This is a genomic window from Mesorhizobium sp. B2-3-15, assembly GCF_006442875.1.
In the GTDB taxonomy this organism is placed as follows: Bacteria; Pseudomonadota; Alphaproteobacteria; order Rhizobiales; family Rhizobiaceae; genus Mesorhizobium; species Mesorhizobium australicum.
In genome coordinates, this window is sequence record NZ_VFVO01000016.1 from 74,420 (window position 1) to 97,242 (window position 22,823).

Here is a 22,823-nt window from a genome sequence, read left to right on the forward strand (position 1 = left end):
ACGCCACTCCCGAAACCCGCTAAACAGGGACCATGAACCAGCACGCCAACCTCCGCGTCGGCCATTCGGCCTGTCCGCATGATTGCCCGTCGACCTGTGCTCTCGAGGTCGAACTGCTCGACGGCAACCGCATCGGCCGGGTCCATGGCGCCAAGGCCAACAGCTACACGTCGGGCGTCGTCTGCGCCAAGGTCGCCCGCTATGCCGACCGCGTCCATCATCCCGATCGTCTGCTGAAGCCGCTGGTGCGCAAGGGCGCCAAGGGCGAGGGCGTCTGGCAGGAATCTAGCTGGGAGGCCGCTCTCGATCTCGTCGCCGAGAAATTCGACGCGGCCGAAGCGAAGTACGGCTCGGAGACGGTCTGGCCCTATTACTATGCCGGCACGATGGGGCTGGTGCAGCGCGACGGCATCGAGAGGTTGCGCCACGCGAAAAAATACTCGGGCTTCTTCGGCTCGATCTGCACCAATCTCGCCTGGACCGGCTGGATGATGGGGGCAGGCGCGCTGCGCGGACCGGACCCGCGGGAGATGGCGAAATCCGACTGCGTGGTGATCTGGGGCACCAACGCCGTGGTCACGCAGGTCAATGTGATGACCCACGCCATCAAGGCGCGCAAGGAACGCGGCGCGAAGATCGTGGTCATCGACGTCTATGAGAATGCGACGATGAAGCAGGCCGACATCGGTCTGGTCCTGAAGCCCGGCACCGACGGCGCACTCGCTTGTGCCGTCATGCACGTCCTGTTTCGCGAGGGCCTGGCCGACCGCGCCTATCTGCGGAAATATACGGACGATCCGACGGGCCTGGAGGCGCATCTCGTTACCCGCACGCCGGAATGGGCGGCTGATATCACTGGTTTGACGGTCGCCGAGATCGAGACCTTCGCGCGCCTCGTCGGCGCGACGAAAAAGACCTATTTTCGCCTAGGCTACGGCTTTGCCCGCCAGCGCAACGGCGCCGTCAACATGCATGCCGCGGCATGCATCGCCGCCGTCACCGGCGCCTGGCAGTATGAGGGCGGCGGCGCCTTCCATTCCAATTCCGGCATCTTCAAGCTCAACCAGGAGGTGCTCGAGGGCACGCGCATGCGCGATCCCTCGATCCGCTATCTCGACCATTCCCGCATCGGCCCGGTGCTGACCGGCGCCAGTGACGCGCTCTATGGCGGACCGCCGGTGACGGCGATGCTGATCCAGAACACCAATCCGGTGAATGTCGCGCCCGAGCAGCGGCTGGTGAAGCAGGGATTTTTGCGAGACGATTTGTTCACCTGCGTGCACGAGCAGTTCATGACCGACACGGCCAAGCTGGCCGACGTCGTGCTGCCGGCGACGATGTTCGTCGAGCATGACGACATCTACAAGGGCGGCGGCAACCAGCACATCACGCTCGGCCCCAAGCTGATCGAACCGCCGGAAGGGCCGCGCACCAACCATTTCGTCATCGAGCAGCTGGCCGGGCGCCTTGGTGTCGCCGACAGGCCGGGCTTCGGGCTGACCGAGCAGCAGCATATCGACATCATCCTTGGCAAGCGCGGGTTGGGCAGCTTCGCCAGCTTGGAAGAGCAGAAGTGGATTGATCTGCAGCCGGATTTCGACACGGCGCATTTCATCCGGGGCTTTGGCCATGCGGATGGGAAATTCCGTTTTCGCGCCGACTGGACCGGCCAGGCGGCTCCGAACCGGCCGCCGAAGAGCATGGGCCTGTTCGGCCCGGTGGCGCGATTGCCCGAATTTCCTGATCATGTCGACCTGATCGAGGTGGCTGACGAAGCCCATCCGTTCCGGCTGACGACCTCGCCGGCGCGCAACTTCCTCAACTCGACCTTTTCCGAAACACCGGTGTCGAAGGCCAAGGAGGTCCGCCCGGAACTCCTGCTGCATCCCGAGGACGCGGCGGCTCTAGGGCTGGCCGAGGGCGACCGTGTCGAGATCGGCAACATGCGCGGCGAGGTGGTGCTGCACGCCAGACTGTTCGGCGGCATCAAGCGCGGCGTCGTGATCGCCGAGGGTATCTGGCCGAACAGCGCGCATGAGCGCGGCGAGGGCATCAATGTACTGACCGGCGCCGACGCCCCCGCACCCTATGGCGGCGCTGCCTTTCACGACAACAAGGTCTGGCTGCGCCGGGCGCAAGAGCTGAGTGCATAGCGGCCGCGATTATCGATTGCGCCTGATGTCAATTCGTCCGTCGCAATGGGAGAGTGTCGATGGCTGGCGCGATTTCGCTTCTGGGAATACCGCATGACGAGAATTCATCCTATCTCCAGGGTGCGGCCAAGGCGCCGCCGCTCATCAGGCGCGAACTCACCAGCGATGCTTACTCCTCATGGAGCGAGACCGGCTTCGACCTGACCGGCCGCTTCGTTGATCATGGCGACATCGACTTCACCCAACCGGGCGATCCCTGGCAGCGCATCGAAAGCGAAGTCGGTCGCGCCCTGGACGCAGGCCACCCGCTGATCAGCCTGGGCGGCGACCACGCGATCACCTGGCCGGTGCTGCGCGCGGTGCGCCGTCGCCACCCGAGCCTGACGATCGTGCATATCGATGCCCACCCCGACATCTATCATGCCTACGGTGACAATCCGCGTTCGCACACCTCGCCCTTCGCGCGCATCATGGAGGAACGGCTAGCCGACCGGCTGATCCAGATCGGCCTGCGCGCCGTGAACGACCATCACCGCGATCAGTTCAAGCGCTTTGGCGTCGAGGTCGTGGAGGCCGCGCATTTCGGCGCAAGCCTGACGCTTGATCTCAAGACTCCGGTTTATATCTCGATGGATCTCGACGGGCTCGATCCAGCCTTTGCGCCCGGTGTCTCTCACCGCGAGCCCGGCGGCCTGTCGACGCGGCAGGTCATCAACCTGATTCAAGGCATCAACCAGCCGATCGTTGCCGCTGATATCGTTGAATACAATCCGAGCCAGGACCTCTCCAACATGACGGCGCTTGTCGCCGCCAAACTGACGAAGGAGATCGCCGGCATGATGCTCAGGACATCGCCCGTGGTGGATTGAGGGCGCGCCTGGGATCACACCGGCAGGGTTTCGGCCACCTTTTTCCTGTTTTGCCGTTGGCGGATGTCATCGGCGACCGCCTGGGCCTCGATGCCGATTTCGCGCAACAGCCCGGTGACCGCGTTGTGAAAGCCGACCAGATAAAGGCCGAGATCCGAAGCTCGGGCATTGACGCCGCTGGGGCCGGGCTCCACGCCGGGTTCGAGGAACCTGGCATAGCCCGGCCGATAGCCGGTGGCGAAGAGGATGGCGTCGAATTCGCCGTGCTTGCCGTCCGCAAAACGGGCACCGCGTTCCGAGATTTCGGCGATGTCGGGCGCCACCTTGATCGCACCTTCCCGGATCTTGCCGATGGTGCCGACATCGATCACCGGAATGCGCGACGCAAGGGCGATCTGCTGCAGCAGTCCCTGCTTCGGCCGTCTGAGCCCAAACTTCTCCAGCCTCCCCAGCACCAGATCGAGGATGACGGGAAACAGCGCGTCGTTGATGCGCTGCGGCCCGAGCCGCGTCGCCATGCCGACCATCTGGATCGGCACGCCGAACAGTTCGCGCGGGACGATGTGAACGCCCCCGCGCACCGAGATCGTCGGTCGGGCGCCGCCTTCCACCAGGTCGAGCGCAATCTCCGCGCCGGTATTGCCCATGCCGACGACCAGCACCGATTGGCCGGCAAAAGGCGCGGCGTTGCGATAGTCGGCGCTGTGCAGCGTCTTGCCCTTGAAGGCCTCGATGCCGGCAAATCTGGGCAGCAAGGGTTCGGCATTGTAGCCGGACGCGATCACCACATGCGAAGCGCGTAAGGCGACGGAGGTCGATTCCACCCGCCAACCGCGGCCCTCCCGGGTGATCGCCCGCACCGTTTCGCCGAAGCGGGGCTCCAGGGCGAAGCGTTTTGCATAGGCGTCGAGATACTCGACCACGAGCTGGCGCGGCACATAGCGCGGATAATCCCTTGGGAAGGGAACGAAGGGCAGCGAGGAGTAACGCTTGGTCGTATGCAGATGCACACGGTCATAGTGACGCCGCCAGGCTGGCGCGGCCTGCTGCTCCTTTTCAAGCATGACGAAATCCTGCCCGGCCTGGCGAAGACATGCGGCAACCGCCAGGCCCGCCGGCCCGGCACCGATGATCGCGACTTTCGTGGTTTCGCCCATGCGCGCCTCCCCCTCCAATTGGCGATCCAGAATGTCAGAAACGTGGCAAGGGTGCACCGGCTCATCCAGGCAGGGGCACCGTCAACCCGACCTTGACGCGGTCCATGGCGACGAAGGTGCGGAACTTCCGCACATTGTTGCTGCCGAAGAACAGTTTTCGCGTCAGCGCCTCGTAGGCGCCCATGTCGGCCACGGCGATGACGAGGATGAAGTCGGCCTCGCCGGTGACATAATAGCATTGCTGTACTTGCGGCTCCGCCGAGAATTGCCGCTTGGCCTCGTCGATCAGTTCGGTGCGTTCGCTCTCGAGCTCCACCTCGACGAAGATAGTGATCGGCTGGCCGACGGCCGCCGGCTCGACAATGGCGACATTGCCGGTAATGACGCCGGTCTGCTCCATGCGCTTGATGCGGCGCTGCACGGCTGGCGCCGACAAGTTCACCGCCTCGCCGATCAGCCGTTGCGGCGTCGTGTTGTCCCGCTGCAGGATGGCGAGGATGGCGAGATCGAAACTGTCGAGTGAGGCTGGCGACCGAGACATTGCTCTCCTGACGAAACAAACTTGCATTTCGAGAGCCATATTACGGCGCTTTTTGCGCATGGTTTGCAATATCTTGTCTTGGATGACCCAAAGAGAGACCGCCAATGTTCCTGCCCAATCGCCATGCCTTGCACCGCCAGCCGCTGGACGAGGCCGATGCCGAAACCCTCGGCATCGCCGGGGCGGACACTGTCGAGCGTTTCCTTGCCCGCCGTGACAATCACTTGGCGACGCCGCTGCACGCCCTGCCGGCGTTGGCTGGCGAACTCGGTCTCGGCACCTTGCATGTCAAGGATGAGGGCTTTCGCCTCGGCCTAGGCAGCTTCAAGGCGCTGGGCGGCGCCTATGCGGTCTTCCGCCTGGTCCTGGAGGAGGCAAGCAAGCGGCTCGGCCGCTCCGTCGATGTCGGCGATCTCGATCGGCCCGAAGTCCGGTCGGTCGCGGCGACCATGACGGTTGCTTGCGCTACCGACGGCAATCATGGCCGCTCCGTCGCGCAAGGCGCCGAGCTTGTCGGCGCAAAGGCAGCGATCTTTGTCCATGCCGGCGTCAGCGACGGGCGCGTCGCGGCCATCGCCCGCTATGGGGCGGAGATGATCCGCGTCGACGGCAATTACGACGATTCGGTCAGGCAGGCGGCGCGCGTCGCCGCGGAGAAGGGCTGGACGGTGGTTTCCGATACCTCATGGCCGGGCTACGAACGCATTCCGGGCCTCGTCATGCAGGGCTACACGGCGATCGTGCGCGAGGCGCTGGGCCAGGTCTCCGAACCGCCGACCCATGTCTTCGTGCAGGCCGGCGTCGGCGGCATCGCGGCGGCGGTCGCCGGCCATCTCGCCATCGTGCTTGGCGAAGCCAGGCCGGTTTTCACGGTGGTGGAACCCGCCCGTGCCGCCTGCGTTTTCGGCGCCGCCAAGGCCGGGCATCCGGTCAAGATCGCGCATGGCGAGGCGACAGTCATGGCGATGCTCGAATGCTACGAGGCCTCGCCGGTCGCCTGGCGCGTGCTGGCACGCGTCGCCGATGCCTTCATGACCGTCGACGAGGACGAAGCCATCGCCGTGATGCGGCGGCTGGCACGCCCGGCCGGCAACGATCCGGCCATCGTCGCCGGTGAAAGCGGCGGGGTCGGCCTTGCCGGGCTGATCCGGGCGATGACCGATCACAAGGCCGAGCTTGGCCTCGACGCCAGTTCGCGCGTGCTGGTCGTCAACACCGAAGGCGCGACAGATCCCCGCCGCTATGCCGAACTCGTCGGCACGAGTCCGGCGGATGTGCTTGCCGGCAAGGTGCTTTCTGGAGCGACGCCATGACCTTGATCGATGCCATGACCTCGATCGACGCACAAAGGCTGCTTGGCCGCATCCGCGAGCTCGGCGGCATCGGTCGTGATGGCGAGGGCAGATTGGTGCGGCTGGCCGCCTCCGACGCCGACAGGCTGGGTCGCGACCGCTTCGTCGGCTGGCTGCGCGAGGCCGGTCTCGAAATCGCCATCGATCGCATGGGAAATATCTTCGGCGTCTGGCAGGCGCCGGCGAATGCCGGCCATGCGCCGATCCTCGTCGGCTCGCATATCGACACCGTCATCGATGCCGGCATTTATGACGGCTGCTACGGCGTGCTCGCCGGGCTGGAGGTGATCGAGACGTTGAAGGCGTCGGCTCTTGTCCCGTCGCGACCGCTCGCGGTCGCCGCCTTCACCAACGAGGAAGGGGTTCGCTATTCCCCCGACATGATGGGTTCACTGGTCCATGCCGGCGGCGTCGGTATCGACGAGGCGCTGGCGGCCGTCGGCACCGACGGAAGCGTGCTGGGAGAGGAACTGGCCCGCATCGGCTATGCCGGCGACGAGGAGCCAGGCTTCCTCAAGCCGCACGTCTATCTCGAATTGCATATCGAGCAGGGCCCGGTTCTGGAACGCGAAGGCGTGCCGATCGGTGCTGTGGAAAACCTGCAAGGCATCTCCTGGCAGCGCATCACCATAGACGGCGTCGCCAACCACGCCGGCACCACGCCGATGTCGATGCGCAATGACGCCGGGCATGCGGCCGCGCGTGTCGTCACGTTCCTGCACGACCGCGCCAAAGCCTCGAACACGCCGACCGTTGCAACGGTCGGAACGATGCGTTTCGAGCCAAACGCCATCAATGTCATTCCCTCGCGCGCCGTCTTCACCGTCGACCTGCGCGACCCTTTCGAGCATCGCCTGCAAGCCGAGGAAGCCGCACTCGCCGCGTTTCTTGAGAACCTGGCCGCCGATGGTGGCGTCGCGATCTCGGTCGAGCGGCTGGCCCGCTTCGAGCCGGTGATCTTCGATATAAGCATTGTCGAATTGATCGAAGCTGCCGCGAAGAAGCGCGGGTACGCGTCCAAGCGCATGACCTCGGGCGCCGGCCACGATGCGCAGATGATGGCGCGCCTCGCGCCCGCGGCGATGATTTTCGTGCCGAGCGCCGGTGGCATCAGCCACAATCCGCGCGAACATACCGCCGATGCCGAGCTTGTCGCCGGCGCCAACATCCTGCTTGATATCGTTGCCCAGCTTGCGGATCAGGAGGTATCAGGCGATGGCTGAAATCGATCGTGATGTGCTGAAGCTGGAGATGACCGAATGGCGGCATGATCTGCACGCGCACCCTGAATTCGGCTTCGAGGAGGAGCGCACCGCGGCCTTCGTCGCCGCCAAGCTGCGCGAATTCGGACTGGACGATGTCGCCGAGGGTGTCGGCGGCACCGGCGTCGTCGGGACTTTGAAGCGCGGCAGCGGCAACCGCGCGATCGCGCTGCGGGCCGACATGGATGCTCTGCGCATATCAGAGCAATCAACCGCGCCATACCGCTCCGGCAATCCCGGAATCATGCATGCCTGCGGCCATGACGGCCACACGGCGATGCTGCTCGGTGCGGCCAAGCTCATGGCCGGGGAGGGCGGTTTCGACGGCACCGTGCGCTTCATCTTCCAGCCGGCGGAGGAATGGGGAAAAGGCGCGTTGGCGATGCTCGACGATGGCCTGATGCAGCGCTTTCCCTTCGACGAGATCTTTGGCCTGCACAACATGCCGGGCTTGCCGGTCGGACATTTCGAGACCCGCGCCGGCCCGGTCATGTCGGCCGAAGACGTCTTCGAGATCGTGCTCAGGGGATTGGGCGGTCACGCTGCGCGGCCGCATTCGGGTCAGGAAACGCTGGTCGCCGCCTGTGCGCTGGTTACCAACCTGCAGACCATCGTCTCGCGCCGGCTGAGCCCGGCCGACATCTCCGTGGTTTCGGTGACCGAACTGATCACCGATGGCACCCGCAACGCACTGCCGGGCATCGCCCGCATCCTTGGCGACGCGCGCAGCTTCCGCCCCGAGGTGAGCGCCAAGATCGAATGCCAGATGCGCATCATCGCCGAAGGCATCGCTACCGCTTACAACGTTGCCGCCGAGGTCAACTACACCAGGGAATTCGTGCCTTTGCGCAACGATGCCGAACTGGTCGACGCGGCCTTTGCCGCCGCCGGGACTGTTTTCGAACGCGGCAATATCGCGGTCGCCCGCGAGCCGATGACGGCGTCGGAGGATTTCGCCCGCTTCCTCGACCACGTGCCGGGCTGCTTCGTCTTCCTCGGCAACGGCGAGGCCTCGGCACCGCTTCACAATTCCAGTTACGACTTCGACGACGACGGGCTGTTGTTCGGCGCCAGTTTCCATGCCGCCATCGCCAGGCAGCGGCTTGGGACTTGAACCCCCGGGGGGATTTTCGCGGCATTTAGCGGGGGAAAACGCCGGGGAAAGGCCGAAATCCTTGATCTGGCATGACGCTACGGCAAGACTCAGCTAGCCTCGCTCACGCGGCGGACCTGATATCCGCCTGGCCGGCGCTATCAGATTACCTCCCAAGCGGCGCCGGCCTTCTCTCCTGCATGCTAAATTAGATTTCGTTAAAGTTAGAACGCTCGCGCTCGGCGGAAGTTAGGGTTTTACTGTCATGGCTGTGGCACGCTTTTGGATGCTGCGGGTTCATAGATGCGCGGGCGGAGCTGGATAAAGGCGGTGCGTCAGGACGAAGCGCGGCGGGTGCGCGCCCGCATCGCTCAACTCGAACGAGACTTGACCGCCGCCTCGGCGCAGACACGACAGCTGCGCCAGGACGCAGGCCACGAGCTGCGCAATGCCAAGTTCCGCCTCGAGCGTCTCGAGGAATGCATCGCGGCAATGCGGTGAAGATCCCGCAATCGTTTTTGCGCAATGCTCCATTCACTGGCTGGCAATGCCATTGTTCACGACAGGAATGGCGAGATCTTGATCGGCCCCAGTCGCCTTTGTCGGCGGCAATTTGTTGTCGCAGGCCGAGAAAGCCAAAGTCACCAGCGCGAGGATCAGTCCCAGCTTTTTCATGGCTACTTCCTCCACCCGCAGAACGAGGCGGTGTCGGTTTGGTTGCACGATTGCGCCGAGGGAACAAAATCCCCTGCCTCAGGTTGACCCAGCGAAGGAGGACCGCCGCATGATCCGTTTGCTTCTGGTTGGCACGCTGGCCTTTGTCACTTACCGTCTCGCCCGCAAGATGATCGACGAGGTTCCCGACAGTGTCGATCCGCTCTTGCTGCCAGCGCCCGCAAACGACCGCGAGGCGCTGCGCCGGCAGTCGGCGTCGATGGGCGTTGACCCGAAACGCTGATTGCTCCCGCTGTATTGGCGGAGCTGCTTCTCTGTTGCGAACAAAGCGGAAACGATGCTTGATGGGCGATGAACCTCGCCGCCCATGATTCGACGTTTTTGGAACAGACCGGCCAGCCGGCTTATCTCGCCCGGCTGAACGACGCCCAACGCCAGGCCGTCGAACATGGCGACGGCAAGATTGCAGGCCCGCTGCTGGTTATCGCCGGCGCCGGCTCCGGCAAGACCAACACGCTGGCGCACCGCGTCGCCCACTTGATCGTCAAGGGAGCCGACCCGCGCCGCATCCTGCTGATGACGTTTTCGCGGCGCGCCGCATCCGAAATGGCGAGACGTGTCGAGCGCATCGCCGGCGAAGTGCTCGGCCGCGACGCCGCGGTGATCACGGACGCACTGACCTGGGCCGGCACTTTTCATGGTATCGGCGCGCGGCTGCTGCGGGACTATGCGCTGGAGATCGGCCTCGATCCGGCCTTCACCATCCATGATCGCGAGGATTCCGCCGATCTGATGAATCTCGTGCGCCACGAACTCGGTTTCTCCAGGACGGAAGCGCGCTTTCCGACCAAAGGCACCTGCCTTGCCATCTATTCGCGCGCCGTCAACGCGCAGGCGCCGCTGGGTGAGGTACTGGGGTCCGCCTTCCCCTGGTGCGCCGGCTGGGCCGAGCCGCTCAAGCAATTGTTTGCCGGTTACGTCGAGGCCAAGCAGGCGCAGAATGTGCTCGATTACGACGATTTGCTGCTCTACTGGGCGCAGATGACAGCCGAGCCTGAAATCGCCACGCATCTGGGCGGACGGTTCGACCATGTGCTGGTCGACGAATATCAGGACACCAACCGGCTGCAGGCCTCGATCCTGATGGCACTCAAGCCCGACGGCGCCGGGCTGACGGTCGTCGGTGACGACGCGCAGTCGATCTATTCGTTCCGGGCCGCCGAGGTGCGCAACATCCTCGACTTCCCCGGACAGTTTGCGCAGACCGCCGATGTGGTGATGCTGGAGCGCAATTATCGCTCGACCGAGACCATTCTGGCGGCCGCCAACGCTGTCATCGGCGAAGCCTCGGAGCGCTTCACCAAGAACCTGTGGTCGGAACGCAAATCCGCCGACAAACCGAGACTTGTGACCGTGCGCGACGAGGTCGAACAAGCGAACTTCGTCTGCGACGCCATCCTTGCCGAGCGCGAGGCCGGTACCGCGCTGAAGTCGCAGGCGGTGCTGTTTCGCGCCTCGCACCACAGCGGGCCGCTGGAGATCGAGCTGACGCGGCGCAACATTCCTTTCGTCAAGTTCGGTGGCCTGAAATTCCTCGATGCCGCGCATGTCAAGGACGTGCTGGCGGTGCTGCGCTTTGCCGAAAATCCGCGCGATCGTGTCGCCGGCTTTCGCGTGCTGCAGCTTCTTCCCGGCATCGGCCCTTCCGCCGCCGCGCAGATCGTCGAGGCCATGACGTCGGCGCTGGACGAGGCGATGGGACTGGCCGGCTGGCGTCCGCCGCAGCGCGCCGCCGACGACTGGCCCGGCTTCGTCTCGCTCTATTCCGGCTTGCGCGCCGGCGCCAAATGGCCGGCCGATCTCGAACAGGTCAGGCTGTGGTACGAACCACATCTGGAGCGCATCCACGAGGATGCGATCACGCGCCGCGCCGACCTGCTGCAACTCGAGCAAATCGGCTTGGGCTATGCTTCGCGCGAACGCTTCCTGACCGAGCTGACGCTCGATCCGCCGGACGCAACCAGCGATCAGGCCGGCCCTCCGCATCGCGACGAGGACTATTTGATCCTGTCGACCATCCACTCGGCCAAGGGCCAGGAGTGGAAGAACGTCTTCGTGCTGAACACGGTCGATGGCTGCATTCCGGCCGATCTCGGTGTCGGCACCAAGGAAGATATCGAGGAGGAGCGACGGTTGCTCTACGTGGCGATGACACGGGCCAAGGACAATCTCAACCTCATCATGCCGCAGCGCTTCTTTCCGCATGGCCAGGCGGCACGCGGCGACCGCCATGTCTACGCCTCGCGCACCCGTTTCATTCCGGCCTCCATCCTCGCCGCGTTCCAGCAGCTTTCGTGGCCGGCCGCGCAAGCGGCGCAGGGCAGGGCGCCTCGGCCGGAGGTGCGCGTCGACATTGGCGCGCGCATGCGCGGCATGTGGAAATAGCAGGAGCCGATGCCGCAGCCGCCGATCAGGATCGCCATATCAGGCGCTCTCGGCCGCATGGGTCGCCAGATGGCGGATGCGGTGCGGGCCGATGTGCGTCTGGCGCTCACCGGCTGCTTTCACCGTCCGGGCAGTGTCGGCGACGGGCTGGTGAGCCGCGACGAGGCGCTCGCCACAGCCGACGTGGTGGTCGACTTCACCACGCCGGCGGCCTCCGTGGAACTGGCCAGATTGTGTGCCGGGAGGGGCGGGCCAGCCCTGGTGATTGGCTCGACGGGCTTCGAGGCCGCCGAGATGGCCACCATCGCCCATGCCGCGGAAACCATTGCCATCGTGCGCTCCGGCAGCTTCTCGCTCGGGCTCAACATGCTGGTCGGATTGGTCGAACAGGCAGCGCGGGCGCTCGACCCCGATGACTGGGATGCGGAGATTTTCGAGGCGCATCATCGCCACAAGATCGACGCGCCTTCGGGCACGGCGCTGATGCTGGGGCAGGCTGTTGCCGGCGGACGCGAAATCGGGCTGGAGACGGTTGCGAGGCGCGTCCGCGATGGCGTCACCGGCGCGCGGCCGGCGGGCGAGATAGGCTTCGCGGTGGCGCGGGGCGGCGCCATCATTGGTGAGCACAGCGTCAGCTTCTGCACGGAAGGCGAGACCGTCACCTTGGCGCATTCGGCTGGTGACCGCATCATGTTTGCACGCGGCGCCATCGCCGCGGCATTGTGGGTGGCGGGCCGCGCTCCCGGCGAATACGACATGCGCGACGTATTGGGTTTTGGCGCATCGTAACCAGCAAATCCTGGCTGTTTTCATTCCCCGGTTGCTAAAGTGGCTGAAAGCCAGCTGAAAGCTTGGGCATGCAATTGATTCATTGCGGCGTTCGCCGCGTGACCGGTGCGGGAGTGGCCGGCAGGAGGAATGCGGCGCAGCCTGGATGGCGCGCCGCCCAGGTGGAGGAAGTTACATGACCGGTTTGATCTCGAAGTGCATCTTGCGTTCGGCGGCGCTGACGCTCGCCATTGTCGGCACGGGCGCGACCGCGGCGTGCGCCGCGGACAAGATCACCATCATTGTCGGCGGCATGGAAAAGCAGATTTACCTGCCGGCCGTGCTCACCCAGCAGCTCGGCTACTTCAAGGATGAGGGGCTCGACGTCGAACTGATCAACTCGCGAGCCGGCGTCGAGGCCGAGAATGAATTGCTGGCCGGCGCCGTGCAGGGCGTTGTCGGCTTTTATGACCACACTGTCGACCTACAGTCAAAGGGCAAATACATCGAGTCGATCGTCCAGTTCAGCCAGGCCCCTGGCGAGGTCGAACTGGTCTCCGCCAAGCACCCGGAGATCAAGTCGCCGGCCGACTTCAAGGGCGCCACGCTGGGCGTCACCGGGCTTGGGTCGTCGACCGATTTCCTGACGCAATATCTTGCCGTCCGCAGCGGCCTGAAGCCGGGTGATTACACGCTGCTGCCGGTAGGCGCCGGCAACACCTTCATCGCCGCCGTCAAGCAGGACCAAATTCAGGCCGGCATGACCACGGAGCCGACCATCGCGAAATTGCTCAAGACCGGCGAGGCCAGTGTCCTGGTCGACATGCGCACGCCCGAAAAGACCAAGGAAGCGCTGGGCGGCGACTATCCTGCGGCATCCTTCTACGTCCAGTCTTCCTGGGTCGAAGGCCACAAGGACGAAGCACAGAAGCTCGCCAATGCCTTCGTCAAGACGATGAAGTTCATCGCCGGCCATTCGGCCGAGGAGATCGCCGACAAGATGCCGAAGGACTATTACGCCGGCAACAAGGATCTCTATATCCAGGGGCTCGCCGGCGGCAAGGCGATGTTCACGCCCGACGGACGCATGCCGGCCGATGGCCCCGAGACGGTGCTGAAAGTTCTGTCGACCTTCTCCAAGAGCCTGCAGGGCAAGCAGATCGACCTGTCGAAAACCTTCACGACGGAATTCGTCGACGCCGCCAAGTAGGCAGGCAGGCGAGGCGGGTTACCCGGTTCGCCCTTGAGGAACAACAAGTTGCGCCGCTGGCCTGAATCGATTTGGCAGCGGCGCGCCTACCGATGTCGAGAGATGGCGACCACAAGTTTTGGCCGCAGGCATTCTCGCATCATCGCCACAGGAGTATGCCATGCAAGTGCAAACGATGGCGGCTGAGAAGTTGTCTCAGGCCGCGCCGCCGGCCGATGCCGCGATCGCCATCGATGATGTGACGCTACGCTTCGTCACGCCCGACGGCCATATGATGACGGCGATCCGCGACTTCACCATGACGGTGGCGCGTGGCGAATTCGCCTGCGTCGTCGGGCCGACCGGCTGCGGCAAGTCGACGACGCTCAACCTCGTCACCGGCCTGCTGCGGCCGACCACAGGTCATGTCCGCGTCATGGGCAAACCGGTCACCGATATCAGCCGCGACATCGGTTTCGTCTTCCAGGCCGATGCGCTTTTTCCCTGGCGAAGCGTCATCGACAATGTCGCCGCCGGTCCGCTTTATCGCGGGATCCCCAAGGCGCAGGCCTATGATCGGGCCCGCGACTGGATCGCCCGCGTCGGCCTCGGCCGCTTCGAAAAACATTATCCGCACCAGCTTTCGGGCGGCATGCGCAAGCGCGTCGCCCTTGCCCAGACCTTCATCAACCAGCCGAAGATTCTGCTTATGGACGAGCCGTTCAGTGCGCTCGACATGCAGACGCGCACGGCCATGCAGGACGAATTGCTCGGCCTGTGGTCGGAACAGAAATCCTCCGTCGTCTTCGTCACCCACGATCTGGAGGAGGCGGTGGCGCTGGCCGACAAGGTCTATGTACTCACCGCCGGGCCGGGAACGGTCAAGAGCGTCTACCGCATCGACCTGCCGCGTCCGCGTGTCATGGCCGACATCCGTTACGACCCGAAATTCGTCGAGATCGCCAAGGTGATCTGGAACGACCTGCGCGAAGAAGTGCAGCTCGGCCAGAGCCGCACCTTGCAGAGCGGGCATTGAGAGGAGACACCAACATGACCGCTATCTCTCCCACCGCTTCCCTTGCCGCCGTCCGCGATGCCTCCATTGCCGTTGCCGAGGCCCGGGCGAGGGCCCGGCTGCGCCGCCGCCATGCTTTGGTCATCGGCCTGCGCCTGGCTATCCTCGTTGCGTTCCTTGGCCTGTGGGAACTCGGCGCCGACTATAACATCATCGACCCGTTCTTCTTCGCCAGCCCCTCGGGCATCTGGGAACAGATCTGGTCCTGGATCACCGAGGGCACCTCGCAGGGACCGCTCTGGCTGCAGATCTATGTGACGCTGGAGGAAACCTTCCTCGGCTTCGCCATCGGCGCACTGGGCGGCATCGCCGCCGGCATCATTCTCGGCCGCAACCGGCTGCTGGCCGATGTCTTTTCGATCTACATCAAGATCGCCAATTCCGTGCCGCGCGTCGTGCTCGGCTCTGTCTTCATCATCGCGCTCGGCCTCGGCATGGCCTCGAAAGTGGCGCTCGCCGTGGTGATGGTGTTCTTCGTCGTTTTCGCCAACGCCTTCCAGGGGGTTCGCGAGGCCGACAGGGCGATGATCGCCAACGCCCAGATCCTCGGTGCCTCGCCGTTCCAGATCACCCGCACCGTCATTATCCCGTCGGCGATGAGCTGGATCCTGGCCAGCCTGCATGTCAGCTTCGGCTTTGCCTTGGTCGGCGCCGTGGTCGGCGAATTCCTCGGCGCCAAGCAAGGCATGGGCCTGCTGATCTCGACCGCGCAGGGCGCCTTCAACGCCAATGGCGTCTTCGCCGCCATGATCATCCTGGCGGTTATGGCGCTGGTGGTGGAATTCATCATCACCCGCTTCGAGAACTATGTCGTCAAGTGGCGGCCGGCGCCGTTCAACGAGCAGGGCACCTGATTTTGTTCCGAGGACAGTACGAGCCCGCGCTTGGTGCGGGTCGGTTCAGGCCAGGGGCAACCTGACCTCGACCACCAGACCGCCGGCCGCGCCATCCCCGAGGGTGACGCGGCCGCCGGCATTCTCGACAACCTCGCGCACGATGGCGAGGCCCAGGCCGCTGCCTTCCTCGGTCGAACCGGCGATGCGATAAAAGCGCTCGAACACGTGATCCCGCTCTTCGGCCGGGATGCCGGGTCCGTCATCGGCTACCGTCAACACGGCTTCGCTATCGATGGCGGCCAGCTTCACCGTCACGCTGGCGCCTGCCGTCGAGTAACGCAGCGCGTTGTCGACAAGATTGACGATCATCTCGCGCAGCATGGTGCCGTCGCCAATGACTGCAACCGGCCCTGTTTCCTCCAGCCCGAGATCGATCTTGCGGGCGATCGCCGCGGGCGCCTGCGTTTCCAGTACATGGCGGGCGGCTTCTGTCAGGTCGATGCGATCGGCGCGTGGCCGCCGGCTGCCAGGCTCGGCACGCGACAGGGTGAGCAATTGTTCGGCCAGCCGCGCCAGCTTGCCGGAGCTGGCCTGCAGCGCCACCAGCGCTTCCTGGCGCGCATCGATGGCGGTTTCGCGTAGCGCATAGCTTGCCTGCGTCGATAGCAGCGCCAGCGGCGTGCGCAATTGATGTGCGGCATTGGCGATGAAACGGCGCTGCGCTCCCATCTGCGCGCGCACCCGTTCCATGTAGGCGTTGAGCGCCTCTATCAGAGGCCGGATTTCGCTCTGCGCGCCCGGCACGTCAACCGGATCGAGGTCGCTTCGGCTTGGCGAACGCACCGCGTCGCGCAGGCTCATCAATGGCGCCAGGCCGCGGCGCAGGCCAAGCAGCACGAACACGCCGGCGATCGCCACCAGCGCCAGTTGCTGGACGAAGGCGCTGAACCACAGCCGCTTCACCATCGCATCATGCCCGGAGAGCGTTATGCCCACGGTGACCGTTATGGGGGAATCGCCGCCGGCGCCGATCACCGCGTGGCTGAGCGTCAAGAGCCGCAACATATGGTCGCGATAGCTCGCCTCGACGCTCGCATGCCGCGGCGCTTGCGGCAAATCGGGGTAACCGGTCAGCAACCGTCCTCCGGCGGTCTCGACGCGATAGTAGACGCTGTCGCGATCGCCGGTATCGAACATCTCGATCGCCGCCGGCGGGATGGTGGCATCGAGTACGCCATCGGCCATGGCGACCTGCTCGGCGATGGCGCGGGCCGAGCCGACCAGCATGCGGTCGGTGACCAGATCGGCGGTCGCCAGAGCGTTGCGCTGGCTGGTCCACAGATTGATGGTCGCAAGCCCGGCCAGGGGGAGCACGACCCAGGCCAGCAATTGCAGACGCAGGCTGTTAGTCTTCATAGCGCCAAATCATCATGGCGCCAGATCCTCATGGCGCAAGAGATAGCCGAGGCCACGCAAAGTGGTGATCTGGACCCGCGACCCCTCGAGCTTCTTGCGCACACGGTGCACATAGATCTCGATGGCGCTTGGATCGGCGTCGGTCTCGAAATCGTAGATCGCCGCCGACAGGGCGGCCTTGCTTACCGTACGTCCCGCCTTGATCATCAATTGTTCAAGCACTGCATGTTCGCGCGGTGTCAGGGCCAGTGTTTCACCGCCGAGCGAAAACAGCCTGGTGTTGGTGTCGAAGATGAGGTCGCCGCAGGCAACGACCGGTGCCGTCCGGTCATTGGCGCGGCGCAGTTGCACGCGGATGCGCGCTTCGAGTTCCTCTACCTGGAAGGGCTTCGCCAGATAGTCGTCGGCGCCTTCGTTGAGGCCTTTGACCCGGCCATCGAGGCTGGCATTGGCAGTCAGTACGATCACCGGCACCCGGTTGCCGCGGGCTCGCAGCATGCGCAGCACTTCCAGTCCGCCCATGCGGGGCAACGCAAGGTCGAGAATGACAAGCGCGTGGTCGCCGGCGGCAAGCGCGTGCTCGACATCCTCGCCGTCATGGACGATGTCGACGACATAATTCGCCTGGCGCAAGGTCTTGCCTAGCCAGTCCGCCAGTTCGCGATTGTCCTCCACAAGCAGCAATCGCATGTCTATTGCCGTTCCAGCATCCACTTCGGTCTCAACGGCCACCAAGGCTCGATCGACGATCCATTCGGCAATCGGACCCGGATGATCGATAGTATCGATCGCAACGCAAGGCAAATGCGGCTTGGCTGCGGCCGGCGATGGTTTTTCGCGGGCTAGATGCCTCGTTTGAAACATAAATCGAACCGAACGGTTCGGTTCTGGTTGACGGATTGTATCGTAAACAGTGAACAATAGGCGTGAGTCGGTTGGTGTTTGCGTCTGCGGGAGAAACGCTAATCTCCTGAAAATGTTTGAGAATTCAGGCTGAAAATGCTGCAATGCAATATGCATTGTCCATAATATGATGAAATACTGCAAAACCGACGCGACTGGTAATTCCAAAAGGCCTTCCCCATTTGGAGGTGGTCCGAGCGACGCGAAATCCTCCCAAGGGGCACGCCACTAGACGGACAGAACAAAGAAATTCTGGAGTAAATAAAATGACCAAGATCGCTCTTACCGCCGCCGCCATCCTCGTTGCCACGGGCACTGCTTTTGCCGGCAGCGACAATTATGGCTCGGCCAACGCCAACCAGCCTGCCGCCACTGTCGACCATTCGGTCACTGCTTCGACCTCGAAGTCGACGGCCGCGTCGGTCCAGGCTCCGCAGGGCGCTGACCGCAACCTCTTCGGCCGCTAATCGCGACTGCCAATCCATCCAACTTTGAATTCAGGAGTACTTGAAATGACCAAGATCGCACTCACCGCCGCTGCCATCCTCGTTGCCACTGGCACCGCTTTTGCCGGCAGCGACAACTACGGTTCCGACAACGCCAACCAGCCGGTTGCCAGCCAGTCGACCTCCAACGTCGACACCTTCCACACCGGTTCGATCCTGAAGGCGGACAAGGCGCAGGCCGATGCCAATGCCAACGTTCCGGCTCAGTCGGGCCAGGGCATCTGGGGCCGCTAATCCCTTCTAGCATCGCGTGACTACAAAGAGCGGTGGGCCTGGCCCGCCGCTCTTGTTTTGTGACAAATGGAATCAGGCGAGCCAGTCGGGTTCAGTCGTGCCGGAGAGCCGTCGAACAAGTGCCGGCCAGCGCGCCGATCACGGATCGAACCAATCGGTTCAATTAATGTTGACGCTCCGTGAACGCCCGGCGAACGCCCCCTCGGCGAAACAAAGCGTGATACTCCGTGAGTTGCGCAACAAGAGACTGATAGCGTTGATAAAAAACACTTCTGCCGAATCCGTGCCCCAGCCTCGATGTCCGAAATCGGGCCGTGAAGGAACATCTTCGTGATTGGAAGCCGACGAACGAAAAACCCACTTTCAGCTGGTCCGAGCGACGCGAAATTCCTCCCAAAGGCACGCCACTTGACGGACAGACCAGACCTATCGGAGTAAAGAAATGAACAGGATCGCACTTACCGCCGCCGCCATTCTCGTTGCCACGGGCGGCGCCTTCGCCGGCAGCGACAATTATGGCTCTGACAATGTCAATCAGCCGGCGGTCACCGCGCCCGCGGGTAAAATCGACCACAGCTATACGGCTTCGATCCGCAAGCCGGTCGAACACCGCGGTTTCAAGCTGACGCCCGATTCCAATCAGCCTGATCCCGGCCAGGGCAACTGGGGCAACTGATCCACGCCGGCCTCGCCTGGCTTGACGACAAAGAGCGGTGGGCCTGGCCCGCCGCTCTTGTTTTGAGGTTCAGACCGAAGGCCGCCGATCTTACCAGTCGGCAGAAACATCTCACGTCCAGGAATAAAACCAGGCTGCTTCTGGTCTTCTCCTCAGCGGAACCGTCCTCCCAAGACGCCGCCCAACGGATGAACAGGAGATTGAAATGAACAGACTTGCTCTCGCTACCGCCGCTATCCTTGTCGCAGCCGGGGGTGCATTCGCCGGCAGCGACCACTATGGCTCCTACAATGCCAACCAGCCGGTCGCCCCGGTCGCCGGCGTGGATCACGCCGCCACGGGCGCCGTCAACGACACGGATATGATCAAACACAAGACCGCCGACACCAAGATGAAGCCAGCCACCGACTGGCCCGAGCCTGGCCAGGGCATCTGGGGTAACTGATGTCGCGGCTGCGGCGGGTCTGATCTGCCGCACCCGCGGACATTAGACTTCTAGCTCAGATCCTTCGGCCGCAGGCAATGTGTCAGCCTGGCGGCCGACACCCCGGACCAATCGTCTTCAAGGACGAAGCGCGCGAGGGCTGCTGTCGGAAACTTTTCCTCGAGCCTCTTGCGCGCCTTCGCCTCCGATCCCGGTCCGGCAAGCTGTTTTGCCAGCTCCTCAAGGCCCGGATTGTGGCCGAGAACCAGCAGGCAGCTGGTCGAAGGGTCCGCTTTGCGTAGCTGACCCAGAATATCCGCCGCTGCGGCATCGTAGAGCGCCTCGGCAAACGCGACCCGGGGATGCACTGGCAGTTCCGCCGCCACCAGCCGCCAGGTATCGCGGGTGCGCAGCGCCGGCGACACCAGCGCCTGATCCGGCAGCCAGTTGCGCGCTCCAAGCTCGCGGCCGATCAGCCGGGCCGCCTTCAACCCACGTTCCGCCAGCGGTCGGTCGAAATCGTCGAGGTCAGGGTCGTCCCAACTCGATTTGGCATGACGCAGCAGGAGCAGCTGTTTCATCGCTGCGCTCTCGCTCAGGGCGTGATCCGCGCCAGGTGCTCGAGGTCGGCTTCCTCGCGCAGCGGATCGGGCGCCATCACCACCGAGGTGCCGTTGTCGGCATCGTCGGCGAAGTGGGCAAGAACCGTATGCCCGGCCTCCATGCGTGCCTTGCCTTCGGCGACCAGTCCAAGCGCCAGCGGGTAGAGCCGGTGCTCTGCCTTGAGCACGCGCGCGGCCAGCGTATCGGCATTGTCGCCGACCATCACCGGCACGGCCGCTTGCGCGATGATCGGGCCATCATCCATCTCGGACGTGACGAAATGCACCGTGCAGCCATGGATGCGGATGCCGGCGGCCAACGCGCGCGCATGGGTGTCGAGCCCCTTGAAGGCCGGCAGCAGGGCAGGGTGGATGTTGATCATGCGGCCCTGCCATTTCTGGACAAAGCCGGGGGTCAGGATGCGCATATAGCCGGCCAGCGCCACGATGTCGGCGTTGAAGGCCGCAAGTGCCGCGTCGATCGCCGCGTCATGCGCCTGCTTGCTGCCATGGTCGGCGCGGGAAATGACCTGGGTGGCGATGCCGCGTGCCCTGGCGATGCCGAGGCCGGCGGCGTCCGCCTTGTCGGAAATGACGCCGGCAATCTCGGCCGGGAAGGCCGGATCGCTGGCCGCCGCGATCAGCGCGGTCATGTTGGAGCCGCGCCCCGAAATCAGGACAACGGTGCGTTTTCTCTGCGTGCTCATAGGCCGATCGAGCCCCGATAGATGACGCCGGCGTCGCGGCGCGGCACGATGCGGCCGATCGGCGTCACCGTCTCGCCGGCTTCCTGCAGCACGGCAGCGACCTGCGCCGCCTGACCGGAAGCGACAGCCAAAATCATGCCGATGCCGCAATTGAAGGTGCGCATCATCTCCTCCGGCGCCACGCCGCCTGTCTTGGCCAGCCAGGAAAACACCGGCGGCACGTCGATGGCATTGAGGTCAAGTTCGGCGGAAAAGTCCTTGGGCAGCACGCGCGGAATGTTTTCCGGAAAACCGCCGCCGGTGATGTGCGCCAGCGCCTTGATGCCATGCGTGTTGCGGATCGCCTTGAGGATCGACTTGACGTAGATGCGGGTGGGTTCGAGCAGTGCCTCGGCAAGCGTCGCCTCGTCGTTGAACGGTGCTGGATCGTTCCACGCCAGACCGCTGGCGGCGACGATGCGGCGCACCAGCGAGAAACCATTCGAATGCAGGCCAGAAGAGGCCAGCCCGAGCAGCACGTCGCCCTCGACGATGTCGTCGGTGGGCAGGAGCTGGCCGCGTTCGGCCGCACCCACGGCAAAGCCAGCAAGGTCATAATCCTTGCCGTGATACATGCCCGGCATTTCCGCCGTCTCGCCGCCGATCAGCGCGCAGCCGGCCTGACGGCAGCCCTGTGCGATGCCGCCGACAATCGCGGCACCCTGATCGGGATCGAGTTTGCCGGTGGCGAAATAGTCGAGGAAGAACAGCGGTTCGGCGCCCTGCACGACGATGTCGTTGACGCACATGGCGACAAGGTCGATGCCGATCGTGTCGTGTTTTCCCGCCTCGATGGCGATCTTGAGCTTGGTGCCGACGCCGTCATTGGCTGCTACCAGCACCGGATCGGTGAAACCGGCCGCTTTCAGATCGAACAGGCCGCCGAAGCCGCCGATCTCGCCATCCGCGCCCGGCCTGCGCGTCGCGCGCACCAGCGGCTTGATCTTCTCGACCATGAGGTTGCCGGCATCGATATCGACGCCCGCCTGCGCATAGGTGAGCCCGTTTCCGCGCTTGGCCGTTTTGTTCTGGCCCGTTTTATGCTGGCCGGTTTCGCGCTTGCTCATCGCAATGTTCCTGCTCGTTTGCGGGCTCTTCGCATGAACGGTTTCGGTCCGCAAGGATAACGGCCGAACCGGGCTTCGTTTGGCCGACAAAAGCGTGGATAGCCGGGGGCATCGCACTCAGTGCTTGCGGCTGGCCAGCCGGCTCTCCCTTGCCTCGGCCCTCCATCTCCCTCATCTATCTCAACGCATAATACGGCGGGACAATGCGTTGACCATCCCCAACCTGATCACCATGCTGCGCGTTGTCCTGGTGCCTGCCGTGGTGTTGGCCATGCTGCAGGCGCGTTGGGACTGGGCCTTTGCCGGCTTCGTCGTTGCCGGCATTTCCGACGGCGTCGACGGCTTCATCGCCCGCCGCTTCAACCAGCAGTCCAGGTTCGGCGCCTATCTCGATCCGATCGCCGACAAGCTGCTGCTGGTTTCGGTGTTCGTCGTCATGGGCATCATCGGGCAGTTGCCGCTGTGGCTGGTCGTCACCATGGTGTCGCGTGACGCCTTGATCGTCTGCGCGGTCCTGTTGTCCACGGCGATGGCCCATCCGGTCGAGATCAAACCGTTCCTGGTCTCCAAGGCGAATACCGCCGTCCAGATCGTGCTGGCGGCGGTTGTGCTGGGCGAACTCGCCTTTGCCGTGCACCTCGACCCTCTGCGGCCAGGCCTCATATTGCTGTCCGGGGTCTTGACCGTGGCTTCGGCCGCGGCCTATCTCGTGGCTTGGCTGAGGCATATGAGCGGCTATGGCGAAGGCGGTAAATCAGGCTGACAAGCCCATCGACGGCAAGCCTGCCCGCAAGCCGGCCGCCCGCAAGGCGGCGGCGCTGGGCAAGACCGACG

At 64.1% G+C, this 22,823-nt stretch carries 25 protein-coding genes; 17 read left to right on the forward strand and 8 right to left on the reverse strand.

Translation table 11 applies throughout. The features are described 5' to 3' along the window. The first annotated feature begins 32 nt into the window (after window positions 1-32). Together FJ954_RS27375 and speB are read left to right on the forward strand one after the other, a co-directional pair. On the forward strand, window positions 33-2,153 hold the full coding sequence (locus FJ954_RS27375; RefSeq protein ID WP_140664730.1) for a molybdopterin oxidoreductase family protein: 2,121 nt from the start codon (window positions 33-35) through the stop codon (window positions 2,151-2,153). Window positions 2,154-2,212: 59 nt separating this feature from the next. Beyond that, on the forward strand, window positions 2,213-3,022 hold the full coding sequence (gene speB / locus FJ954_RS27380) for an agmatinase (protein ID WP_140664733.1): 810 nt from the start codon (window positions 2,213-2,215) through the stop codon (window positions 3,020-3,022). 14 nt (window positions 3,023-3,036) lie between these two features. On the opposite strand, the gene FJ954_RS27385 is transcribed toward speB, so the two are convergent. Together FJ954_RS27385 and FJ954_RS27390 are read right to left on the reverse strand one after the other, a co-directional pair. After that, complete coding sequence (locus FJ954_RS27385; protein ID WP_140664736.1) at window positions 3,037-4,179, reverse strand: NAD(P)/FAD-dependent oxidoreductase; 1,143 nt, start codon at window positions 4,177-4,179, stop codon at window positions 3,037-3,039. Between the two features lie 61 nt (window positions 4,180-4,240). After that, window positions 4,241-4,720: an Lrp/AsnC family transcriptional regulator gene (locus tag FJ954_RS27390; RefSeq protein WP_140664738.1), complete on the reverse strand. Its 480-nt coding sequence runs from the start codon at window positions 4,718-4,720 to the stop codon at window positions 4,241-4,243. A 104-nt stretch (window positions 4,721-4,824) separates the two neighbouring features. On the opposite strand from FJ954_RS27390, the gene FJ954_RS27395 reads away from it, so the two are divergent. From FJ954_RS27395 to FJ954_RS27410, 4 genes are all read left to right on the forward strand, one after another. Next, complete coding sequence (locus FJ954_RS27395; RefSeq protein WP_140664741.1) at window positions 4,825-6,033, forward strand: diaminopropionate ammonia-lyase; 1,209 nt, start codon at window positions 4,825-4,827, stop codon at window positions 6,031-6,033. 14 nt (window positions 6,034-6,047) lie between these two features. Next, entirely contained in the window at window positions 6,048-7,295 is a 1,248-nt protein-coding gene (locus FJ954_RS27400; protein ID WP_041163871.1) for a Zn-dependent hydrolase, read from the forward strand. Further along, window positions 7,288-8,448, forward strand: a complete 1,161-nt coding sequence (locus FJ954_RS27405; RefSeq protein ID WP_140664743.1) for a M20 aminoacylase family protein — start codon at window positions 7,288-7,290, stop codon at window positions 8,446-8,448. The genes FJ954_RS27400 and FJ954_RS27405 overlap by 8 nt, the downstream gene beginning before the upstream one ends. 309 nt (window positions 8,449-8,757) lie before the next feature. After that, entirely contained in the window at window positions 8,758-8,928 is a 171-nt protein-coding gene (locus tag FJ954_RS27410) for a hypothetical protein (protein WP_224525574.1), read from the forward strand. A 33-nt stretch (window positions 8,929-8,961) separates the two neighbouring features. On the opposite strand, the gene FJ954_RS31745 is transcribed toward FJ954_RS27410, so the two are convergent. Next, window positions 8,962-9,102, reverse strand: coding sequence for a hypothetical protein (locus FJ954_RS31745; RefSeq protein WP_015318450.1), 141 nt, complete (start codon window positions 9,100-9,102; stop codon window positions 8,962-8,964). A 109-nt stretch (window positions 9,103-9,211) separates the two neighbouring features. Between FJ954_RS31745 and FJ954_RS31750 the strand changes: the two genes are divergently transcribed. From FJ954_RS31750 to FJ954_RS27435, 6 genes are all read left to right on the forward strand, one after another. Further along, window positions 9,212-9,385: a hypothetical protein gene (locus tag FJ954_RS31750; RefSeq protein WP_015318449.1), complete on the forward strand. Its 174-nt coding sequence runs from the start codon at window positions 9,212-9,214 to the stop codon at window positions 9,383-9,385. Between the two features lie 68 nt (window positions 9,386-9,453). Then, window positions 9,454-11,547 (forward strand): ATP-dependent helicase, encoded by a 2,094-nt coding sequence (locus FJ954_RS27415; protein ID WP_140664744.1) that lies wholly within the window; start codon window positions 9,454-9,456, stop codon window positions 11,545-11,547. 9 nt (window positions 11,548-11,556) lie between these two features. Further along, window positions 11,557-12,336, forward strand: a complete 780-nt coding sequence (gene dapB / locus FJ954_RS27420) for a 4-hydroxy-tetrahydrodipicolinate reductase (protein WP_140664746.1) — start codon at window positions 11,557-11,559, stop codon at window positions 12,334-12,336. Between the two features lie 175 nt (window positions 12,337-12,511). Then, a complete protein-coding gene (locus FJ954_RS27425) occupies window positions 12,512-13,525 on the forward strand; it encodes an ABC transporter substrate-binding protein (RefSeq protein ID WP_015318446.1) in 1,014 nt (337 codons plus the stop codon). Between the two features lie 160 nt (window positions 13,526-13,685). Beyond that, the gene (locus FJ954_RS27430) at window positions 13,686-14,540 is read left to right on the forward strand and encodes an ABC transporter ATP-binding protein (RefSeq protein WP_015318445.1); all 855 of its coding nucleotides are present in this window, start codon (window positions 13,686-13,688) and stop codon (window positions 14,538-14,540) included. A gap of 14 nt (window positions 14,541-14,554) precedes the next feature. Further along, on the forward strand, window positions 14,555-15,433 hold the full coding sequence (locus FJ954_RS27435; RefSeq protein WP_140664748.1) for an ABC transporter permease: 879 nt from the start codon (window positions 14,555-14,557) through the stop codon (window positions 15,431-15,433). A 45-nt stretch (window positions 15,434-15,478) separates the two neighbouring features. Here FJ954_RS27435 and FJ954_RS27440 read toward each other — a convergent pair whose 3' ends face one another. Then, window positions 15,479-16,831 carry a sensor histidine kinase gene (locus tag FJ954_RS27440; RefSeq protein WP_140664749.1) on the reverse strand — a complete coding sequence of 451 codons (1,353 nt, stop codon included), beginning with the start codon at window positions 16,829-16,831 and terminating at the stop codon, window positions 15,479-15,481. A 12-nt stretch (window positions 16,832-16,843) separates the two neighbouring features. Next, entirely contained in the window at window positions 16,844-17,521 is a 678-nt protein-coding gene (locus tag FJ954_RS27445) for a response regulator (RefSeq protein ID WP_140617181.1), read from the reverse strand. A gap of 479 nt (window positions 17,522-18,000) precedes the next feature. Here FJ954_RS27445 and FJ954_RS27450 point away from each other — a divergent pair, with 479 nt between their 5' ends. The 4 genes from FJ954_RS27450 (at window position 18,001) to FJ954_RS27465 (ending at window position 19,595) form a co-directional block, all read left to right on the forward strand. After that, a complete protein-coding gene (locus FJ954_RS27450) occupies window positions 18,001-18,201 on the forward strand; it encodes a DUF680 domain-containing protein (RefSeq protein WP_015318441.1) in 201 nt (66 codons plus the stop codon). 45 nt (window positions 18,202-18,246) lie between these two features. Continuing rightward, window positions 18,247-18,474: a DUF680 domain-containing protein gene (locus FJ954_RS27455; RefSeq protein ID WP_015318440.1), complete on the forward strand. Its 228-nt coding sequence runs from the start codon at window positions 18,247-18,249 to the stop codon at window positions 18,472-18,474. A gap of 442 nt (window positions 18,475-18,916) precedes the next feature. Beyond that, entirely contained in the window at window positions 18,917-19,150 is a 234-nt protein-coding gene (locus FJ954_RS27460) for a DUF680 domain-containing protein (RefSeq protein WP_015318439.1), read from the forward strand. Between the two features lie 205 nt (window positions 19,151-19,355). After that, window positions 19,356-19,595 carry a DUF680 domain-containing protein gene (locus FJ954_RS27465; protein WP_140664751.1) on the forward strand — a complete coding sequence of 80 codons (240 nt, stop codon included), beginning with the start codon at window positions 19,356-19,358 and terminating at the stop codon, window positions 19,593-19,595. Window positions 19,596-19,645: 50 nt separating this feature from the next. On the opposite strand, the gene FJ954_RS27470 is transcribed toward FJ954_RS27465, so the two are convergent. From FJ954_RS27470 to purM, 3 genes are read right to left on the reverse strand one after another with little or no spacing between them, the layout of a single operon-like run. After that, complete coding sequence (locus FJ954_RS27470) at window positions 19,646-20,155, reverse strand: histidine phosphatase family protein (RefSeq protein WP_015318437.1); 510 nt, start codon at window positions 20,153-20,155, stop codon at window positions 19,646-19,648. A 14-nt stretch (window positions 20,156-20,169) separates the two neighbouring features. Then, window positions 20,170-20,883, reverse strand: a complete 714-nt coding sequence (purN, locus tag FJ954_RS27475; RefSeq protein ID WP_015318436.1) for a phosphoribosylglycinamide formyltransferase — start codon at window positions 20,881-20,883, stop codon at window positions 20,170-20,172. Further along, the gene (gene purM / locus FJ954_RS27480) at window positions 20,880-21,989 is read right to left on the reverse strand and encodes a phosphoribosylformylglycinamidine cyclo-ligase (protein WP_140617178.1); all 1,110 of its coding nucleotides are present in this window, start codon (window positions 21,987-21,989) and stop codon (window positions 20,880-20,882) included. Before purM ends, purN begins: the two co-directional genes overlap by 4 nt. A gap of 208 nt (window positions 21,990-22,197) precedes the next feature. Between purM and FJ954_RS27485 the strand changes: the two genes are divergently transcribed. Beyond that, entirely contained in the window at window positions 22,198-22,752 is a 555-nt protein-coding gene (locus tag FJ954_RS27485; protein ID WP_015318434.1) for a CDP-alcohol phosphatidyltransferase family protein, read from the forward strand. Window positions 22,753-22,823: the final 71 nt, after the last annotated feature.

Excerpts from the sequence above, each read along its gene's own strand:
- FJ954_RS27375 (WP_140664730.1), top strand. The coding sequence starts at position 33 with ATGAACCAGCACGCCAACCTCCGCGTCGGCCATTCGGCCTGTCCGCAT.
- speB (WP_140664733.1), top strand. The coding sequence starts at position 2,213 with ATGGCTGGCGCGATTTCGCTTCTGGGAATACCGCATGACGAGAATTCA.
- FJ954_RS27385 (WP_140664736.1), bottom strand. The coding sequence starts at position 4,179 with ATGGGCGAAACCACGAAAGTCGCGATCATCGGTGCCGGGCCGGCGGGC.
- FJ954_RS27390 (WP_140664738.1), bottom strand. The coding sequence starts at position 4,720 with ATGTCTCGGTCGCCAGCCTCACTCGACAGTTTCGATCTCGCCATCCTC.
- FJ954_RS27395 (WP_140664741.1), top strand. The coding sequence starts at position 4,825 with ATGTTCCTGCCCAATCGCCATGCCTTGCACCGCCAGCCGCTGGACGAG.
- FJ954_RS27400 (WP_041163871.1), top strand. The coding sequence starts at position 6,048 with ATGACCTCGATCGACGCACAAAGGCTGCTTGGCCGCATCCGCGAGCTC.
- FJ954_RS27405 (WP_140664743.1), top strand. The coding sequence starts at position 7,288 with ATGGCTGAAATCGATCGTGATGTGCTGAAGCTGGAGATGACCGAATGG.
- FJ954_RS31745 (WP_015318450.1), bottom strand. The coding sequence starts at position 9,102 with ATGAAAAAGCTGGGACTGATCCTCGCGCTGGTGACTTTGGCTTTCTCG.
- FJ954_RS31750 (WP_015318449.1), top strand. The coding sequence starts at position 9,212 with ATGATCCGTTTGCTTCTGGTTGGCACGCTGGCCTTTGTCACTTACCGT.
- FJ954_RS27415 (WP_140664744.1), top strand. The coding sequence starts at position 9,454 with ATGAACCTCGCCGCCCATGATTCGACGTTTTTGGAACAGACCGGCCAG.
- dapB (WP_140664746.1), top strand. The coding sequence starts at position 11,557 with ATGCCGCAGCCGCCGATCAGGATCGCCATATCAGGCGCTCTCGGCCGC.
- FJ954_RS27425 (WP_015318446.1), top strand. The coding sequence starts at position 12,512 with ATGACCGGTTTGATCTCGAAGTGCATCTTGCGTTCGGCGGCGCTGACG.
- FJ954_RS27430 (WP_015318445.1), top strand. The coding sequence starts at position 13,686 with ATGCAAGTGCAAACGATGGCGGCTGAGAAGTTGTCTCAGGCCGCGCCG.
- FJ954_RS27435 (WP_140664748.1), top strand. The coding sequence starts at position 14,555 with ATGACCGCTATCTCTCCCACCGCTTCCCTTGCCGCCGTCCGCGATGCC.
- FJ954_RS27440 (WP_140664749.1), bottom strand. The coding sequence starts at position 16,831 with ATGAAGACTAACAGCCTGCGTCTGCAATTGCTGGCCTGGGTCGTGCTC.
- FJ954_RS27445 (WP_140617181.1), bottom strand. The coding sequence starts at position 17,521 with ATGCGATTGCTGCTTGTGGAGGACAATCGCGAACTGGCGGACTGGCTA.
- FJ954_RS27450 (WP_015318441.1), top strand. The coding sequence starts at position 18,001 with ATGACCAAGATCGCTCTTACCGCCGCCGCCATCCTCGTTGCCACGGGC.
- FJ954_RS27455 (WP_015318440.1), top strand. The coding sequence starts at position 18,247 with ATGACCAAGATCGCACTCACCGCCGCTGCCATCCTCGTTGCCACTGGC.
- FJ954_RS27460 (WP_015318439.1), top strand. The coding sequence starts at position 18,917 with ATGAACAGGATCGCACTTACCGCCGCCGCCATTCTCGTTGCCACGGGC.
- FJ954_RS27465 (WP_140664751.1), top strand. The coding sequence starts at position 19,356 with ATGAACAGACTTGCTCTCGCTACCGCCGCTATCCTTGTCGCAGCCGGG.
- FJ954_RS27470 (WP_015318437.1), bottom strand. The coding sequence starts at position 20,155 with ATGAAACAGCTGCTCCTGCTGCGTCATGCCAAATCGAGTTGGGACGAC.
- purN (WP_015318436.1), bottom strand. The coding sequence starts at position 20,883 with ATGAGCACGCAGAGAAAACGCACCGTTGTCCTGATTTCGGGGCGCGGC.
- purM (WP_140617178.1), bottom strand. The coding sequence starts at position 21,989 with ATGAGCAAGCGCGAAACCGGCCAGCATAAAACGGGCCAGAACAAAACG.